This is a genomic window from Dyadobacter luteus (assembly GCF_003383615.1).
GTDB lineage: Bacteria > Bacteroidota > Bacteroidia > Cytophagales > Spirosomataceae > Dyadobacter > Dyadobacter luteus.
Genome location: NZ_QNUL01000002.1, coordinates 538,526 through 558,285, shown reverse-complemented (window position 1 = coordinate 558,285; position 19,760 = coordinate 538,526). Strand labels below are relative to the sequence as shown.

9 protein-coding genes are annotated in these 19,760 nt (G+C 44.7%); 4 read left to right on the top strand and 5 right to left on the bottom strand.

Going from position 1 to position 19,760, the window contains the following annotated elements; translation table 11 throughout:
• Positions 1 to 328: 328 nt before the first annotated feature.
• The 3 genes from DSL64_RS05140 (at position 329) to DSL64_RS05130 (ending at position 11,259) form a co-directional block, all read left to right on the top strand.
• Positions 329 to 4,276: a hybrid sensor histidine kinase/response regulator transcription factor gene (locus DSL64_RS05140; RefSeq protein ID WP_310587823.1), complete on the top strand. Its 3,948-nt coding sequence runs from the start codon at positions 329 to 331 to the stop codon at positions 4,274 to 4,276.
• 121 nt (positions 4,277 to 4,397) lie between these two features.
• Positions 4,398 to 5,018 (top strand): YceI family protein, encoded by a 621-nt coding sequence (locus DSL64_RS05135; RefSeq protein WP_158547877.1) that lies wholly within the window; start codon positions 4,398 to 4,400, stop codon positions 5,016 to 5,018.
• Positions 5,019 to 5,073: 55 nt separating this feature from the next.
• Positions 5,074 to 11,259 carry an RCC1 domain-containing protein gene (locus DSL64_RS05130; RefSeq protein WP_115829561.1) on the top strand — a complete coding sequence of 2,062 codons (6,186 nt, stop codon included), beginning with the start codon at positions 5,074 to 5,076 and terminating at the stop codon, positions 11,257 to 11,259.
• 530 nt (positions 11,260 to 11,789) lie between these two features.
• Here the strand turns inward: DSL64_RS05130 and DSL64_RS05125 are convergent.
• The 4 genes from DSL64_RS05125 to DSL64_RS05115 all read right to left on the bottom strand — a co-directional run bounded on the left by DSL64_RS05125 (position 11,790) and on the right by DSL64_RS05115 (position 15,892).
• Positions 11,790 to 12,224, bottom strand: coding sequence for a DNA-binding transcriptional response regulator (locus DSL64_RS05125; protein WP_115829560.1), 435 nt, complete (start codon positions 12,222 to 12,224; stop codon positions 11,790 to 11,792).
• A gap of 500 nt (positions 12,225 to 12,724) precedes the next feature.
• Positions 12,725 to 12,880 (bottom strand): hypothetical protein, encoded by a 156-nt coding sequence (locus DSL64_RS28915; RefSeq protein WP_158547876.1) that lies wholly within the window; start codon positions 12,878 to 12,880, stop codon positions 12,725 to 12,727.
• A 113-nt stretch (positions 12,881 to 12,993) separates the two neighbouring features.
• Positions 12,994 to 13,440 (bottom strand): response regulator, encoded by a 447-nt coding sequence (locus DSL64_RS05120; RefSeq protein WP_158547875.1) that lies wholly within the window; start codon positions 13,438 to 13,440, stop codon positions 12,994 to 12,996.
• Positions 13,441 to 13,498: 58 nt separating this feature from the next.
• Positions 13,499 to 15,892: an ATP-binding protein gene (locus DSL64_RS05115; protein ID WP_115829558.1), complete on the bottom strand. Its 2,394-nt coding sequence runs from the start codon at positions 15,890 to 15,892 to the stop codon at positions 13,499 to 13,501.
• 138 nt (positions 15,893 to 16,030) lie between these two features.
• On the opposite strand from DSL64_RS05115, the gene DSL64_RS05110 reads away from it, so the two are divergent.
• Positions 16,031 to 16,453 carry a response regulator gene (locus DSL64_RS05110; RefSeq protein WP_158547874.1) on the top strand — a complete coding sequence of 141 codons (423 nt, stop codon included), beginning with the start codon at positions 16,031 to 16,033 and terminating at the stop codon, positions 16,451 to 16,453.
• A 157-nt stretch (positions 16,454 to 16,610) separates the two neighbouring features.
• Here the strand turns inward: DSL64_RS05110 and DSL64_RS05105 are convergent, their stop codons facing one another.
• On the bottom strand, positions 16,611 to 19,670 hold the full coding sequence (locus DSL64_RS05105) for a PAS domain-containing hybrid sensor histidine kinase/response regulator (RefSeq protein ID WP_115829556.1): 3,060 nt from the start codon (positions 19,668 to 19,670) through the stop codon (positions 16,611 to 16,613).
• Positions 19,671 to 19,760 lie beyond the last annotated feature (90 nt).

Below are 19,760 nucleotides of genomic sequence, written 5' to 3'. Positions count from 1 at the left end.
GAGTTATAAAGGAAAGTAATCGATGGGGATGTGTCACACAGATATTAAAGCAGGCTGCGTAGTTTTGAAATGCACCCGTTAATGACTTAAAAAGAAATAAAAAAAGCAGACGATCTGTACCTTTTAAGAGAAAAGTTGTAGAAATTTATCGTGCAGAGATATCCAGTCCACGCAAGATCCAACAGAGTTTTGATATCTCTCAGACAGAACTGCGCCAAATGAACCGATGCCGAGGCGGCGGTACTCTAAGCACAGACAATAAAACCAAATAGCAGGAAATAGAATTTCACGAATTAAATAAAGTATTTTTGCTTCCAAATAGCTCAAAATCCCCTCTACAATTATCAAATATTCATTTATACTCATTTACTCTTTTATAGGAGCTGTATTCTGTTTTGCTGATAGAGAAATATACGCCCAGACAAGCCGCGTAATCTCTACCGAACAGGGGCTTCCTCAATCTTTCGTCTCCGGTTTGGAGCAGGACAATAAAGGGTTTGTCTGGGTAGGTACAAGAAACGGTCTTGCACGTTTCGACGGTATCAATTTCAAACTTTTTCAGCAATCGGCTAATGCAAGAAAATCGTCTATCGCTTCGAATCTGATCATCAATATTAAAGGGTTTAATAATAAAATCTGGATCGAACACGAGTCAGGAGAAATAGACCAGTTCGATCCGGTTACCGAAATAGTGATTGGAAACGGACTTCCCAAAAAATATAAAAGCGGAGATTTTCTGAGGCGTGCCTGGATTGCTGATTCGAAGGGGATCATCTGGCGGATTGTCGATGGAGCCGGGTTGATAAAGTACGGCCCAACGCCAAAGTCATACAATAAAAAAACGAATGGATTTGACAGCGATACGCTGTGGGGAATCGCTGCAGGCCGTGACGGAATGCTTTGGGTACTTACTAATTACGGACTTAGCAGCCTGGATGAAAAGTCTGGCAAAGTCAGGAATTATGGTTCTGGGCAGTTACCTGACTACCACGACTACCGTTATGCCGTCAGATTTCCGGCAGGTCTGCATCAAAGAAAAAATGGTCAGCTAATGTGGGCTGACAGGAAGTTTTTATACCTTTTCTCTCCACACCAGGGAAAGTATTTAAGCCAAATCCCTTTGGGTTCAAGAAGTGACCGAAGCGTGACCTGGATACGCGAAGGATTAGACGGGATTACATATTTTGAAAGAGGTGGGGCCATTTATAGCTATAATGATCATGACGGTTTGGCGCTTGTTCATGGTGAAACCCGAGTTGGCAAGGATCCTATACAATCGTTTTTAGTGGATCAGTCGGGGCTTATCTGGCTGGGTACCAATGCCCACGGAATTTCCCAGACAGACCTTACGACACCTTTCTTTCCATCTTTTCCATTTAAAGAAGGATTTGTATCAGATGTTCTGAAAACAGAGTTCAATAAATCCCTGTCAGCCCTTTTTGACTGGAACATTCAGGATCAGCGTTTCGCAGCACCGGGTTACCACATCCGTTCAGCCTACGATAAGAGCAGGCATCTTTGGATCGGCATCAAACAGCAGGTCGTCAGGTATAATCCTGTAACAAAAAATTTCTTTTCACTTCCAAAGTTGACCCAAATATCCAACTCTTCTGAAACAGGTATCGGAATCAAAGGGCTAACCATTAGCCCCGAAGGCGCACCGGTTGTAATTGGTTACAACAGAAACATACTGATCTATAACCAAAGTAAAAATGCATGGGAATGGCTGTTGCCGGAAGGATACATCAGCAAAAAATTAGGGACAAATATAACGCCTCAGGATATATGCATGGACCAGCAGCATTTATGGATTACGACCGAAATGGACGGACTGATCGTGATTGACCATAAAACCGGCAACTTGCAGCAGCTTAAACAAAATTCATCACCCGTCTCGCTTCCTACCAATCAGCTGCTTGGCGTGAAGGCTGATCCGACAAGACCGGATCTTTTGTGGATCGGCAGCCGGAACGGACTTGTCTGCCTGAACAAAAAGACACTGAAAGCCCAGGTTTTCAATTCGCAGACTGGTCTTCCGGATAATACAATTTATACACTTCTCGCTGACCGTTACGGCAATTTTTGGTTTGGTACCAATAAAGGCCTTTGCCGTTTCAGCCCTGTCACGCATCAGGTGCAGGTATTTCAAACCCGGCATGGACTGCTTGAAGATGAATTTAACAGATTTCACCAACTGGCACTTCCTGACGGCCGTCTGGCATTCGGAGGCACAAGCGGCTGGACACTATTTGACCCCGACAAAATAAAAGAGGACACCCATCAGCCCACGATCGCTTTAACGGACTTGAAGATCAACAATGCAACGATTGAACACTCTGCAGATGGTCTGCTCACATCTCCACTCAATGCGATCAAGGAGCTTGTACTGCCACATGATCAGAACACGGTAACACTCTATTTTGCAGGGCTACAGTTCAACCAGCCACATGACCTCAAATACCGGTATCAGCTTACAGGATACGATAATGATTGGGTCCACTCAGCTCACATTCCCTTTGCAAATTATACAAAAATTCCGCCGGGCACCTACCAGTTTATGGTCAACGCCAGCAATACCACAGGTCACTGGAGCAAGGAAATTAAAAGACTCACCATTACCATTCGGGCGCCATGGTGGCACAGCTGGTGGGCTTATATGCTCTATGCGACGCTGATTGCAGGTGGTATTTGGTATTGGTTCCGTCTGCAACTCATCAGAATTGACCTTAGCAAGTCAGTTGAACTAAAAAAACGGGAAGCTCAGCAGCTCAGGACTCTGGCAGAAATGAAAGAACGCTTTTTTACCAATGTTACCCACGACTTCCGTACCCCGCTCACGCTGATTTTGTCTCCCCTCGCCCAATTGATAGAAAAAAACGCAGGTACCAACGACGCAACCAAACTACAATCTATTGAAAGGAATGCCCGGCAACTTTTGGAATTGATCAATCAGCTACTCGACTTTTCCAGGGCTGACGCCAGGATGCTGACAGTAAACCAGTCGGCAGGTGATTTGAGCAATTTCTGCGAAAATACAATCGCGCTGTTCATAGAAGAAGCATCAAAAAAGGGATTGGAACTGAAGTTGATCAATCAGGTTCATGGGAATTACTGGTTCGATGCGGCTAAGCTTGAACGAATACTGGCAAACCTGATTGGCAATGGATTAAAATTCACTTCCGCAGGCGGACAAGTAAGCCTGACAGTGACTGCCGTGCAGGATTATATTATTTTTTCAATTACAGATACCGGCATAGGCATATCTGACGACAAGCTAGCGTTTATCTTTGATCGTTATTATCAGATTGATAAAAATGGCCGTACGGAAATGGCTGGCAGTGGTATAGGCCTGGCGCTGGTTAAAGAATTTGTTGAAGTCCAGAAGGGCTACATAGATGTAGAAAGCAAGTATGGTAAAGGCAGCACTTTCCGTGTATTTTTGCCTTATCTGCCTGCGATTTTATCAACTAAGCCTGCTGCTGAACTAGTGTGTCCAGATGAACAGCTAATATATTCCAACAAAAATGAAGAAGTCTGTATTTTACTTTTGGAGGACAATATAGAGTTGGCCGACTTCATTGCCGGAAGCTTACCTGGCCACTATACCATTACCAAAGCAACAAACGGAGCCGACGGCCTTAAAATCGCGTTGGAAACATTACCAGACCTGATCATCAGTGATGTGATGATGCCTGTCATGGACGGTTTTGAATTTTGCCAACAAATCAAAGAGCATCAGCAAACCAGTCATATACCGGTAATATTGTTGACAGCAAAAGTAGAAGTAGAAAGCCGCATGCAAGGACTGACCACAGGAGCTGACGATTACCTGACCAAGCCATTCCATGTTCCGGAACTAAATTTGCGGGTTCACAACCTGCTTGAACGCCAGCGCAGGATGCGAGCCTATATACAAAACCAGATCGGGTCTCCAGGTTTTGCACCCACAAAAGAACTGGATCCTTTCCTTACAAAGTTTTACCATGTCATTGACCAGGACCTTGACAATTCCTCCGTAGGTGTTGATCAGCTGGCCTCACGCATGAACATGAGCCGCTCACAACTTCACCGGAAACTGCGTGCTGTGGCCGATATGACTGTGAGTGATGTGGTCAGAAATTACAGGCTTTCCAAAGCAGCAGAGTTTTTAAAGGCAGGTTTCAGCAGCTCCGAGTCAGCATACAAGGCGGGGTTCGACAGTCCGGCTTATTTCACAAAGTGCTTTAAAGCGCTTTATGGAGAGACTCCTTCTGAGTATTACAAAAAGAATATTTAGAAATTCTGTACAACAGAATAGCGCATGCGACATCAGTTATAGTATTTGCGACAGCTGTTATAGCCGAAATATTTACTATCCTTCAATTTTGCAGCAGATCTCAACTGTTAGAAATAAAGGGATGAAAAAAAATTTACTCGTTACCCGCAGCATCGGTTTGCTCGCGTTGACTATTTGTGTTCTGCTACAATCCTGTGATAAAGGTAGCGGCTCGCTGCCTTTCACTGTAGATGAATCTGCCTCGGCGATGGAATGGAAGGGGTACTTAAAAGATGGTAGCGGCAACAACGGTACTATCAAAGTTTCTGGTCAGCTACTGGTCAACGATAAAAACCAAATCACTGGCGGGCATATCACACTGCCCCTTTCCTCGCTGATCAGTATTAACCTACCCACTGATGAGCTTAAAGCACAGCTGATACATCACCTGCAAAGCGCTGATTTTTTTGATATGGCCGCGCATCCCGAAATTGTTTTCAAAATTATCTCTCTTACCCCGGATACTGATTTACCCGGAAGCTACCAGGCATTTGGTGAGCTGACCATCCTGGGCAAAACCAATCCTGTCAGGTTTACGGTGAAAGTGAACTTCACAGAAAAAAGCGTGGAAGTGACTGGTGCTACACGTCTTGACAGAACACTGTGGGGAATGAGATACGCCACCGATGAAAATACGGCAGACAGCATGTATGTCAAGCCGGGTATTGATGTGCAGTTCAGACTCGTAGCTACTGAACACTGATTTCCGTATACGTATGCGGATCAATGACCAAATCTAATTTTAATCCATAAACTCAATGATGAAAAATTCTACTCAACCACTGCTTTTGAGCAGTGGGCTCAGGAAACTTTTAACTTTAATCTTTATTCTGCTCGGCGCTGTCAGTGGCGTTAACGGACAAAAGTATGCTTCGGGCAAATTATCTTTCAATACCGCAGAGGAGCAACTGCCAACTTTATTCGCTTTCGGTATCGGATTATCAGGACGATTAGGAACAGGCAACGAAAATGACGTAAACAGCCCTGTTGCGGTGAATAATGATAACGACTGGAAACAGGTAAGTGCGGGAGGAGATTATTCCCTTGCCGTAAAATCCGATGGCTCCTTATGGGCTTGGGGCAACGGAAATTCAGGACGTTTGGGAACAGGGAATACCGACCAGCAAAACCACCCAGTGAAGATTGGTCAGGCATCTAATTGGGGTCAGGTTAGCGCGGGCTCAGCACACTCACTAGCTATTAAAACAGATGGCACATTATGGGCTTGGGGTAGTGGGAACTCCGGCCGCCTGGGAGCGGGAAATGACAATGACCAAGATCGCCCTGTGCAGGTTGGCGAAGTCTCCGATTGGGTACAGGTTATTGCGGGATTTAGTCACTCTCTTGCACTTAAATCAAATGGTACATTATGGGCTTGGGGCAGCGGATCATCCGGACGACTTGGAACAGGGAACATTCAAGATCAATACAGCCCTGTTCAAATAGGCAATTCAACTAACTGGACACAGGTAAGCACCTCAGATAATCATTCGCTTGCCCTAAAAGCAGATGGCACATTATGGGCTTGGGGCAGTGGGAGCAATGGAAAATTAGGAACTGGCAATACCGATAGTCAACATCTGCCCGTACAGGTAGGCGAAGCGGCTGACTGGATGCAGGTCAGTGCGGGAAGATGGCATTCGGTGGCATTAAAGTCAGATGGTACGTTATGGGCATGGGGTACGGGAAATCACTTAGGCACTGGCAATTCTGGTAATGACGAATATCCTGATCAACACAGCCCTGTTCAGGTTGGGCAGGCAAGTGATTGGAGGCATGTAAGTGCGGGTCAGGATCATACGCTGGCTATTAAAGCAGACGGTACGTTATGGTCCTGGGGACATGGGGCTGATGGAGCATTGGGTACGGGAAATACCATTGACCAACACAGTCCTGTACGGATAGGTGATCAAATTTACACATATGCATCAGCAGGAGGTTTTCATAGTCTTGCATTGCGGAAAGAGCAACTTTCACCTGATGCCAATGGTATTTTTTACATAAGAAAAGGAAGCATTGGAAATGGTAGCAGCTGGGAAAATGCTGCATCTGACCTTACTGAAGCAGTTAATGATTCTCGTGCCGGACAACAAATATGGGTTGCAGCCGGGGAATATCAGCCCTCCTCCGGTCAATCGTTTTCTATGAAAGAAGGTGTGAAAATCTACGGAGGATTTCCAGCAACAGGCAGTCCGGCCATCAACGACCGTGACTATGCCTCCAACGTTACTACACTGAAAGGTAATAATGCCAGCGTGGTTTATAACAATCTCAATTTTCTGACAAACGCTGCTATACTCGACGGCTTTACCATTACTGGTGGAAGTGCCTCAGAAGGTGGTGGTATTTACAACAGGGCTTCTTCTCCTTTAATGCGGAACCTGGTGATTAAAGGCAACTCCGCAACTTCACATGGCGGCGGAATAGCCTTGTCAGGCGGATCAGACAATTTTCGTTTGGAAAATTCCCTGGTTACCAGCAACACCGCATCGGCACCTGGTGGTGGTATCTACGTACTTAACAGTAGCAGCCCGGTTATAGTCAATGTCACCATCAGCGGCAATACTGCCGGTTCCGGTGGAAGTGGTGTCACAGTCGAACGCAGTAATCTGACGGTTCACAACAGCATTATCTGGAGCAACAGCGGTACTGCTCTTAATTTTCAGGGACCGGGAGCCAATGGTCGCGCAGATATTTCTTACAGCCTAGTACAGGGCAGCGGCGGTAGTGGCAGCAGATGGCAAAGTACCATAGGAACGGATAATGGTCATAACATCGACACCGATCCGTTGTTTATAGATCCAGCCAACAGCAACTACACTTTCCCCACATGGAGTCCAGTTGTTAACGCAGGTAACACTGCATTGCTGAACAACGCACCTAGTTTGAAAGATATTTCGGGTAATGCCAGAATTGTTGCCAGCGTTATTGACCTCGGAGCTTATGAAAACCAACAGGTACAAAACGCGTCTGTTCGATACGTCCGACAGGGAGCTACTGGGAATGGATATAGCTGGGAAGATGCCTCCGGTGATTTGCAGGTGATGATCAATTCATCGGGCACGAATAATGAAATTTGGGTAGCGTCCGGGGAATATCAGCCTGCTTCCGGTCAATCGTTTTCTATGAAAGAAAGTGTGAAAATTTACGGAGGATTTCCAGCAACAGGTAATCCGACTATGAACGACCGTAACTATGCTACCAACGTCACGATACTGAAAGGTAATAATGCCAGCGTGGTCTACAACAACTTCAACTTCCTTACAAACGCTGCTATACTTGACGGATTCACCATTACTGGCGGGCATGCCGGAGAAGGTGGCGGGATTTACAACAGGGTTTCCTCGCCACTCATGCGTAACCTGATCATCAAAGACAATACTGCTACCTCTCTTGGAGGTGCTGTGGCAGCGGTAGAAGGTTCTGATCATTTCCGTTTGGAAAATTCGCTGTTTACAGGCAATACTGCATTAGGGCAAGGCGGTGGTATGTATGTACTCAATAGTAGCAGCCCTACTCTTCTCAATGTGACCATAAGCGGAAATACAGCTGGTGCAGGCGGAAGCGGTGTAAGCGTTGAACGCAGTTACCTGCATATTCAAAACAGTATCGTTTGGGGAAATACAGGTACGGCAGCAAACTTCGCAGGACCTGTAACTGCAAGTAGCGGTGCAGTTTACATCTCTTACAGTCTTATACAGGGGAGTGGTGGCAGTGGCAACGGATGGCAAAGTACAGTCGGAACAGATAACGGAAATAATCTGGATGTTGATCCAGGATTTTTGGATGCGCCGAGCGACAATTATTCGATTCCTACATGGAGCCCGGCCGTGAATGCAGGCAGCAATGCTTTACTGACAGATATAGAGACCTTGAAAGATTTATCAGGTAGTCCCAGGGTTTACGGCAATAGTGTGGATATGGGAGCCTTCGAAAACCAACAGGTGCAGGATGCCCCCATCCGTTATGTTCGCCAGGGAGCTAGCGGCAATGGATATAGCTGGTCGGATGCTTCCGGAGATTTGCAGGCCATGATTAATTCATCAACGACAGATAATCAGGTCTGGGTTGCTGCCGGAGAATATCAGCCCGCCTCCGGTCAATCGTTTTCTATGAAAGAAGGTGTGAAAATCTACGGAGGATTTCCAGCAACAGGCAGTCCGGCCATCAACGACCGTAACTATGCCACCAACGTTACTACACTGAAAGGTAATAATGCCAGCGTGGTTTATAACAATCTCAATTTTCTGACAAACGCTGCTATACTCGACGGCTTTACCATTACTGGTGGAAGTGCCTCAGAAGGTGGTGGTATTTACAACAGGGCTTCTTCTCCTTTAATGCGGAACCTGGTGATTAAAGGCAACTCCGCAACTTCACATGGCGGCGGAATAGCCTTGTCAGGCGGATCAGACAATTTTCGTTTGGAAAATTCCCTGGTTACCAGCAACACCGCATCGGCACCTGGTGGTGGTATCTACGTACTTAACAGTAGCAGCCCGGTTATAGTCAATGTCACCATCAGCGGCAATACTGCCGGTTCCGGTGGAAGTGGTGTCACAGTCGAACGCAGTAATCTGACGGTTCACAATAGCATTATCTGGAGCAACAGCGGTACTGCTCTTAATTTTCAGGGACCGGGGGCCAATGGTCGCGCGGATATTTCTTACAGCCTCGTACAGGGCAGCGGTGGTAGTGGCAATTGGCAAACTTCGGTAGGGAGTGACAACGGACATAACCTGGATACCAACCCGCTGTTTAAGGATGCGGGAAACAACAATTATCAAATTGCTGTTTCAAGCCCTGCAGTAAATGCCGGCAACAGCTCTTTGCTAAATAATGCAGCTGCTATCAGTGATTTGGCAGGCGAAATAAGGATTTATGGCGTCAGCATCGATATGGGTGCTTATGAAGCAGGGAAAGAAATCTTCCCGGTCCGTTATGTCAGGCAAAACGGTGGCGGAAACGGCGGTTCCTGGGAAAATGCCTCCGGTGACTTACAGGCTATGATCAACGCCGAAGGTGCTGAGCAGGTCTGGGTAGCCGCCGGTGAATACAAACCCGCATCGGGACAGTCATTTTCTATGAAAGAAGGCGTCAAAATATACGGCGGCTTTTCATCTGCAGGTACGCCGGCTTTCACCGACCGTAATTGGAACCAGAACGTAACAACCCTGAAAGGTAACGGCAAAAGTGTGATTGTCAATGACAATAATGGTTTGACAAAGGCGGCTCTTCTGGACGGCTTCACCATTACCGGCGGCTCGGCAGTCACTGGCGGCGGAATGCTCAATCATTTGGCTTATCCTCTGATCAACCACTGTGTGTTTAGAGCAAACAACGCTAGCGTGTGGGGAGGTGGGATCTATAATGACGGCCCAGGCATGACAACCGTCGTTAATTCGCTTTTCATCCAAAACACAGCTCAAAGCGGAGGAGCGGCGTTCTCTTACCAAAATGCCAAACCAAGGTTTACCAATGTCACGCTCGTAAATAATACTGCGGATCAAAATGGTGGAGCATTGCATAATTATGAGGGGGCGGAAACCGAGCTAGTCAACTGCATTGTGTGGGGTAATATGCAGTCCACGTCAAGCAGCCAGTTATATACCTCCGGACCTGGTAAAACCAAAGCCTATTTTAGTGTTCTCGAGGGTGGAGAAAACGCCATTATCGGAGACAAAGAAACAGTGCAAGCGATTTCGCAGGATCCGCTTTTTACTGATGCTACCAATGGAAACTTTACTTTGCAGGGATGTAGCCCGGCATTGAATATCGGGACAGGAGGTGTACTCAATGGATTCACAACAGATCTAAATGGAAATAGCCGTTTTTTCGATGGCATTGTGGATGCCGGAGCCTATGAATATCAGCTTGCCTCATTGACCGGTGCTGATCGTCTTTCTACGAATGGCCAAACAACAAGTGTAAACATTTCTGCCGGGCAAATTTACTATATACGGGCAATGGGCGACGTCTGCCGCAGTGTGGCTGTTATCAGTTCAAACGGTGATGCTCCCGTGAATGGCATAGTCAATGTTACCACGCACATCGACAATTCCGTTCAAACCTATAACGGTTCTCCGTATCTGCAACGTTATTATGATATATCACCTGCCAACAGCTCCACCACTGCTACAGCCAGGGTAACGTTGTATTTCACGCAAGAAGAGTTCTCTGCCTACAACACAAGCCTGGGGCATATGGAGCTTCCTTCCGGGCCAAATGAAAACCCGGGTAGGTTAAGGGTATTTCAGTACCACGGCTTACCGAAGCAAGGTCAAACCGGGCCCGCAGCCTACCAGGGCACCCCCACCACAATTACACCTGAACTCAGGTGGCATTACGGCCTGGCGCGTTGGGAAGTAAGTTTTGATGTGAAAGGATTCAGTGGTTTCTTTATAGGCTCTGCCCAGGCACCCCTACCCGTTAAATTGGTAAGCTTTGAAGGAATACTCACAGAAACTCACACAGTATCACTTCAATGGCGTGTAACCGAGCAGGTTGACATGGATCAATACAGCTTAGAATACAGTAATAACGGCAAAGACTTTACAGCAATTGGCAATATCCCGGCAAGCAAGACTACCGAAAGTCGCTACGAATTCACAGATACCCAGTCTCATTTGAATAGCATAGCGTATTACAGACTAAGGATGAGCGAGCTTGATGGAAGTTATGCTTACAGCAGGATCATAGGTGTAAAATTGCCCAAAGAACACAGCAATATTTTGGCATACCCAATACCTGCTCATGATTTTGTCCGCATCAAAGGAAAAGACCTTACCGGAACTTCGTTGAAACTAGTCAATACCCAGGGAGTGGTTCTAAAACTTATACAAGTTACATCAGATGACCACAAAATCGATATTTCATCATTGCCAGCCGGGGTTTATCTTATTACTACGAATGCTGGACAGACCATGAAAATTGTGAAAAATTAACACCAAGAAAAAACTAACTTGCTGGTCTTCATAAAAAAAACAGACCAGCACCAGCGAACAATATAAAGTAGGAGTTCCAATTTACCTTGGGCTTATACTTTTTAATAAACCGGAGATCCACAGTTGTACCCACCGGACTCGGAAGAATGTGTAAGATTGACTTCAAGCTACAGGAATCGGTTGTACTTCTTTAAATTATTAGGTGTTACTACCAATGATTTGCTTTCTGTATCGCTTCACGCTTGAAATACTTATTGCTTCTGCATACACGCCTTCCCGCTGTCGATCCGGATCGCTTCCCATTCCGGGATGTTTATAACGGTTCGGACCGTTGTTCGGAATCTGCCAAAGTCTTGGTAGAAAATAGTAGTCTCGGAAACCGAGACTACTATAACACGTTTATATTAGAAATTCCTACAATAGCTCGCAAAATACCCAATAGTACATTCGAAATTCACTGGCTTGGAAAAAGATGTTCAAATATTACATTGCATCTGTGTAGGCGTAGCAAACCGCATGAGTTGAAATTATCATTTTTCAGAATCAACACCCCCACCAGTAATGACATCGAAGAAATTTACGAATAAGTGTTCACTTAGATACAGTTGATTTTTTAGCACGAGACTCAGTGCAGATCTAATCTCATATTCTGAGCTATGAGGCGATAAATAGCCCTTCACTCCTAGTCTTAAAAGATGTACCCCATAGTCAACTTCACTAAGCGTGGAATATATCAGAACCGGAATCTCGTAATCACGTTTTATTATCCCCTCAATTAGTTCGATGTGTTGGCAGTCGACCATCACAATAATCAACATTTCGTAAGTCCCCTTTTCTTTTTGAAGCAAAGAATCAAATGTACAAAACTCGACATCAATCTTCATGTCAGCCAGGTAATCCTGTAACAGCGCCGTACTCAATCTACTACTTAACTCTTCATGCTCAACTAACAGTACGTTTTTCATTCCCGATAATGATTTATCTGCTTAAACACAATTAAATTTCAGTTGAGGCTTATTTCAATTCGATGACCGAAGCAATTTATAAGGTAAACCCTAACAGCAGTAGTCATCAATCCGATCATCGTTATGCAACAGTATTGCAAATGTACAATGTACTTGAATATTCGCAAACATCAGCCCGGATTCATATTGTTTTACCATTCCCCCAGCACCAGTACATGACCTGTTAGATAAGTTAACAGCTTGCGGCGCATGATTAATCGTTTTCTTTTAGTTATCGGCATACAGCAAACCATACCAATAAATACATGCAAATACAATCTCTGATTGGGGCTATGTCTAGACCAACACATTTCTCAACGCTACGAGCGTTTCTGTCAGCTGATTCTTTCGCAGTGTCTGACCTTTCTGTACGGGGAACCCATTTGATAGTGATTGTAAAGACAGTTTTAATTACTACGTATTGTAACGTGAATCTCACTACGTCATCAGATTCCGAGTTATTAGTTTTGAATAGCAATACAATGATCAAATGCCAGAAATATCTTCACCACCTCCCATAGGCGTCTGAATTCCTTGAAAAATGGATATCTCTTTGCAGGCAAAGGATTCCCTCTGCCTTTTTCCGCCTTGCCCGCTGCAGCACGTGGCCAGCTCATACGTCTTTTGTCTATACCTCAGGCTATGATGAAGTGCAAAAAGCTTAAAATAGATAAGATATTTCAATAGAATCTATCCTGATTTGCTCATGGTCAAGGCAATGGGTCGTTTGTCAGTTTGCATCGATCCTTTCCGCTCTTTCACCTTCACCAGGTAAAGTCGCCTTCTCCCAGTAATTACAGATTGCTGCCATCTGCTCTTTTAATTTTTCGTAAGTTTTCGCTTTAATGTAAAACCCTTGGACCAGGGACATATACGCCTCATCGACATCTCTGGGATTCACGGATTCGGAAAGAAAGATAAAGGGTATAGCGCGTCGTTTTAGCTTGTCATCTGCATTTATCGTTTCTTTAAGCTCCAAGCCGGACATTTTTGGAAGATGAAGATCTGAAAGTATGATAAAAGGTCTGTCCTGGCTGGAGCTGAGATACGCTATAAGATCATCGCCATCATCAAAATTGATAACCTGACCCTGAAAGCCAATATCAGAAAGTGCGTCAGTGACCAAATATCTGTCATCATCATCGCCGCCAACGTATAAAATAGGACTGTTATTCAAAATGTATCTTGTTTAAGGTTGTATAAACTTAAATTTTATAAAATTCACTAATTGGATATCATCCTAAAGCAGGGAGAAATACCAAAAAAGTCGCTCCGTGGCCTTCCTGACTTTCGGCCGTAATCGCGCCATCATGATTGTGAGCGATCCGCTCACAAATTGCTAGCCCAATCCCCGTTCCGTTATACTGGCTTCTTCCGTGAAGCCTTTGGAATGCCTCAAAGATTCTCTCCAAATGAATGGGGTCAAAACCTATACCATTATCAGCTACTGAGATCTTATGGTACTTTTCCGCAATTACTGCGGGTTTGATTTGATCAGGTATTGCCTCAAAACCAACCAGATCTGCGGCAATATTTATCACCGGATTGATTATCGATCCATCCTGGGCAAATTGGTGGAATTTGATAGCATTACTAATCAGATTTTGGAACAACTGTTCGAGTTGAATAGCATTTGCCTCAACCACGGGCAATGATCCGATTTCAAATGACGCACCAGTCCTGCTAATTGAATCTTCCAGATTACTCACAGCATGCTCTATAACTTTCTTTATTGAGACCTGTTGCTTGTTGACAGATCCGTTCGATACCCGGGAGAAAGATAGCAGGTCTTCTATCAAAGTTGACATCCGCTCAGCCGCAGACACCATTCTTTTCAAATAGTCTCTCGCCCTTTCAGACACAGCTTCATTTTCCAGTTCCAGGCGGCTGGCAAACTGCTGAATTTTGCGAAGCGGTTCTTGCAGATCATGTGACGCGACGTAGGCAAAGCGCTGCAAATCCTCATTAGACCGGCTCAGCAACTGATTCATTTGCTTCATTTGCTGATTGCCATCCTCGAGCTGCCTGTTACTTTCATCGAGTTGAAGCGTGCGGCTCTGAACCTGTATTTCAAGCTCATGCTGAAGGTCACGAAATACTGTAATGTCGTGGGCAATGCCAGAGATACTGACTGCCTTCCCTTCGGTATCGAAATAGGCCTGTCCGATTGATTGGATAATATGATGCTGACCCGTTTCCGAATTGACGATGGTATATTCAGCGGTGAATTTACCGCCGCTCTCAGACTTTAAAGCATCGAAAAAAGCTGACACTAAGCCATGTTTTTGTTCGGGGATAACATGAGCAATGGCCTGCTGCAAACTCATGTTTGATGCTGCACCGAACATCTCCAGGTGACGATCAGAAAAGTGGGTCGCACCCGTGATTAAATCTACATCCCATGTGCCCAAACGGGCAATGTCAACAGCATTCATTAATGTTTGGAAGTGTGATTCCAGCAATCTTTGTTGGTGTTTACGTTCAGTGATATCAGGACTGATTGTGAAGAGTATATCCGGCGCATCATTCTTATCGCCTTCAATAACTATCACATCCCACTGCACCCAAAACGGTTCTCCGGACTCTTCATTATACAGCCGAATTTCATGGCTACCTTGCTTGTTTTTCAATATTTCCGGCAAAATTTCCAATACCCTATCCCGATCCGGCGGGTAGACTGCATCAATCAGCGTGCGGCCCTTCCCAGTGCTCCATCCGAGCTTTTGAAGCGTATAAGGATTATTGTAGATCGGCTCTGGCATTGGATCAACCAAACTGATACCAATAATAAGTTTACAGTGATCCAGTACCGCAGTTTTGATCCTGTTGTCAGATTCTGTTTTTCTCAGCTGGTCAACATCGGTAAGCCAAATGATGCATCCGCTGATGTCTTTTTGATCTCCAATCCAAGGTGATACTCTCATAGAAAAATCCCTAAGCTGATTATCCGAATCGAAAGCTCGGAGATCGAATGCATCTGCGGACTCACCCGCAAGCGAATGCTCAATCGCTGTTTGAACAGATGAATGGTACGCCTCCGCGATTGTATTGAGCCAATTAAACCGTGACAATTCAGCGGCACACTTTCCAGTGAAATCTACCCAGGCCTGATTAGTATAGAATACGTGCCTGGTCTGGTCCAAGAACAAAATAAGAACGTCAGTATTTTCAGTGAGCGCTTGGAAGCTTACCTGATTCTGAAGAAAGGTATCAAGACTAGTTTCTGACGAGTGACTTTCAGTATATTCTTTCACATTATCCGCGCTGATCCAGGTCTCGACTTGCTGCACAAGACCGTTAAATTCACGGTTTAAATCTTGAAGTTTCTGAAGCAGTGATTTCGCGGTTGTCAGGTCTGCGGCATTGATCCGGTCGATAATTAAAGTCGCAATTCTGCAAATTTCTGTATGTACCCTCTCTAATTCATACAGAGCTGGCTGGTTGGTATACGTTGCCATCGCATAGCTGTATAGCCACCGACCTATACCAAAAGTATATTTTGAAAATCTTTCTTCGCTGAGCGTTCCTTCATTAGCATTATCAACATACCTGCCTAACGATTCGATTTGCTTTTTGTGCTCGACCACAGAATCAGGAAAATCGGCAATAGTTACAGTAATAAATGGCATAGGATAAGTTGATAACAGACATTATCAAAGAATAATACTAATATCGAGCCAGTGATTGGATGGTGGATAGCGCCATGAAATTTTATAACAAATACATACTATCTTTGTAGCATACATCAACAGAATATAGAAAGCTTCGTGCCGAATAGAATACTAGTAGTTGACGATGATCTGGATGATCAGCTTTTAATTTCCGACGCTTTCACCCATAGTGGACAGCCATGCGAACTGGCTTTCGCTGATAATGGGAAATGTGCCCTGGACCTGATGAAGAATTCTGAATATAAGCCAGAACTCATTATTCTGGATTTGAATATGCCGGTGATGAATGGATTTGATGTTTTGAAATACTTACGGACCAACGGCCAATTAGCACGCATCCCGGTAGTTGTTTTTACCACATCTTCTGAAACTGCTTCTGTAGAAAAATCTTACGATCTGGGTGCAAATAGCTACGTTGTTAAACCAAAAACTTTTCCGCAGTTGGAAACATTAGTTGCCGACCTTTTCAAATATTGGTTTAAAACCGTCAAGCTCTCCCCTCCTGCTACATCATTTTAAAATCGAATCGTTTTACTGAGATTATAAGAACTGAGATTGTGCCTATTGCAGCCAGCTTTCAAAACTATTACGGCTTATATGGTCATGGCCATTAGGCTCACCGGTGCAAGTAACGAATTAACTGATGCGGTAACAGGATCACTAAAAATGGCTATCACTACCGCAGCCATTTCCAAAGAATTTGTTCAAATTCTGACTTTCTAATTGGTTTTGATAAGTAGTCATCCATACCAGCAGCCTGGCATCTTTCCAGTTCACCCTGCTGGGCGCTGGCAGTAAGGGCAACTATTGGAACCCTATTTCCCTCTTCTTCCATCTGACGTATTGCCGACGAGCATTGATAGCCATTAAGGTTTGGCATCTGAATATCCATCAATATAAGATCAACATGCTTTTGTCGGTAGAGCTCCAAACCTTCCCTGCCGTCGCTAGCCACGCTCACCACTACATCCGAACGTAGCATCTCAATTAGTTTACGGATCAGTAGCTTGTTAATCTCATTATCCTCAATGACCAAGATTGAAAACAACTGTTGCGACTCCGGCAGCGAGATGTTTTTATCATGATTTATGAAAGCAATATGTAGCTCATCAAGCGCTGTTTGCAAATGCTGCCGGCGGATAGGCTTTGTTACAGTAGTATTGATCGGGGTATTCGAAAAGTCAATGGCGGGATTGGTATGCACCGCGTCGCAAATTAGCAAGACAGGCAAATGGCCTACATAACCCATCACTTTATTTTTCTGGGAATGTGATAATACCTTTTCAAACATTTGGTTGTCTATCAGAATAAAATCTGCCTGTGGCAATAAGGAAATGTCGGGACCCAGATCACCACTCCTTACCAATTCAACAGGAACACCGGCCTGTGTAATCATTGTGTTTAGTTCCAAGTGTTCATCATCACTGATCAGAACCGACGACCTAAATATTTCAGGTATGATCAGAGGTGATGCATCTTGATGAATCACATCCAAATCAATTTCGAAATAAAAGCGGCTGCCGACTCCAAACTCGCTATGTAGCTGCATACGACTACCCATTAGCGCCAGGATACTATTAGAAATACTCAGCCCCAGACCTGTACCACCAAATTTTTTAGATGTGGTCAGATCAGCCTGTTCGAACGCATCAAATATCTGCTTCTGATTCCTCAGCTCAATGCCGATTCCTGTATAAGTTACAGAGAATTCAAGGCGCGCTGAGTCCTTCTTTATTTGTTTTACAACAATTGCCAGCTTGATGCTACCACGAGAGGTAAACTTAACAGCATTTCCCAACAGGTTCGTCAATACCTGTCTGAGCCGGATTCCATCTATGGAAATGTACTCAGGTAAATCCGTAGCCAGATCTAGTAGCAGATCAATATTTTTATTCTGGGCCTGAGAACTGATAATAGCAATGCATTGCTGAGCGAGCAGGGCAAGATTTGTCTTCTCCTCGGCCAAAAAAAGCTTCCCTGCTTCAATCTTGGCGAAATCCAGTACGTCATTAATTATATCCAGCAGTGAATTTGCGGATGTATATATCATATCCATGTACTGTTTCTGGCTTCTGTCAAGTCTGGTTTTGATCAGCAGCTCAGTAAAACCAATGACCCCATTCAATGGTGTTCGTATCTCGTGACTCATATTGGCTAAAAACTCGGATTTTGCTCTGTTAGCAGTCTCCGCCTGGATTCTTGCCTGGTCGATTAACGCTTCTGCCTGCTTGCGATCATCTATGTCCTGAAAAGTACCAAATAGCCTTACGCACTGTCCTTGTTCAAAAACAGACTGTCCCTTTGAGCGTACCCACTTTAGCCTTCCTGCATAGGTCCTTATTTGTTCTTCAAAGTCCCAACTCTTTCCCAAAGTAATAGCATCCTGCACCACTTGCGCTACCCGTGCTCTTGCTTCACTGCTTTCATAAAAGTTTATCCCCTCCGCCAATCCGGGAACATAGCCCTCAGGTAGCTCATGAATCTGACGGGTGACCTGTGACCAATGTAATTCCTGGTTATCTACCAGCCACTGCCAGCCGCCAACCTTTGCCATTTTCCCTGTCTGTTCCAATAGTTCGGACGTGGTCAGAAGCTGCTGTTCTGCAAGTTTGCGATCGGATATATCCTGGACGGTTCCAAATATACGCGTACAAATCTGCCCTCTCATCGTGGCTTGACCGAAACTCCGTATCCATTTTTTCGTGCCGTTCTGCGTAACAATCTGCGCTTCGACATCCCACGGCTGACCGTCCGATTGAGATTTTTTGATAGCCTGTTGTATCTTTTCTTCTTCTGCTTTACTAAAAAAGTGGGATGAGGCTATCTCAGAAGTAATTTCTTCAAATTCGTCTCTCTCATATATCTGACGTGTAACCTTTGACCAGAAAAGAGTCTGATTGAGCGGATCAAATTCCCATCCACCGACTCTGGCCATCTGTGATGTTTGTTGAAGGATTTGCTGAGTTTGTGACAGATTTTCCTGAGCTTGCTGGTAAGCAGTAAGGTCTCTTCCCAGACAAAGCACTTCGTAAACATCGCCTGCATGATTTTGTAGTCCTACGAAAGTCCATTCTAAATAAGGAGAATGATTAATAGCCGCATTACTCTTCAAAACTACAACCTGCTCACTTCCCGGAGTTTTAATACATCTATCAAACGCGTTCACAGCTGATTCCAGATCCTGGTCAGCAACTCCTCTGCTTGCCGGCGTACCTACCAGATCTTGTGGCGACTGCCCTAAGGTTGTTGCGAAAGAATCATTTACAAAGATGTAATTTCCATTCAAATCTGTCTTTGCTATGTATATCAGATTGCTCTTTAATATATATCTTAGCACAGCTTCATCCTCATCTTTTCTAGTCGCAGCCAGCCTCTCTGAAGTAACATCTGTTAATGACACAAGCATCGTAAACCGGCTTGAGAATTCATCCAATAGTGTACCCTCAAATTTGATACACAAAACCTGCCCATTTCTGCCGGAAGCGTGCACGAAACAGACCATTGGTAAGTCCATATTGCTTCTATAACGCTCAATCGCACTACCAAGCCCCTGTGCGTCGTGCATATCAATGAAATTACGCCAATTGGGCCAGATGGACTGATACTCCGCTTGGTTGTATCCCAGAATAAGGCCAAGTGAAGGACTACTCCACCAGGATTCCGGATCGGATAAATTCCATATCCCCAAAGATCTATCCCCTAGAAAATCATTTTGACAGGTATCAGACTCAGCCATTACAAAACATTCCGTCAACTAAATTAATATTGCAAACACCACATCGTTACATATACCACAAATAAATGTAGTACTAATTTGTAAAAAAAT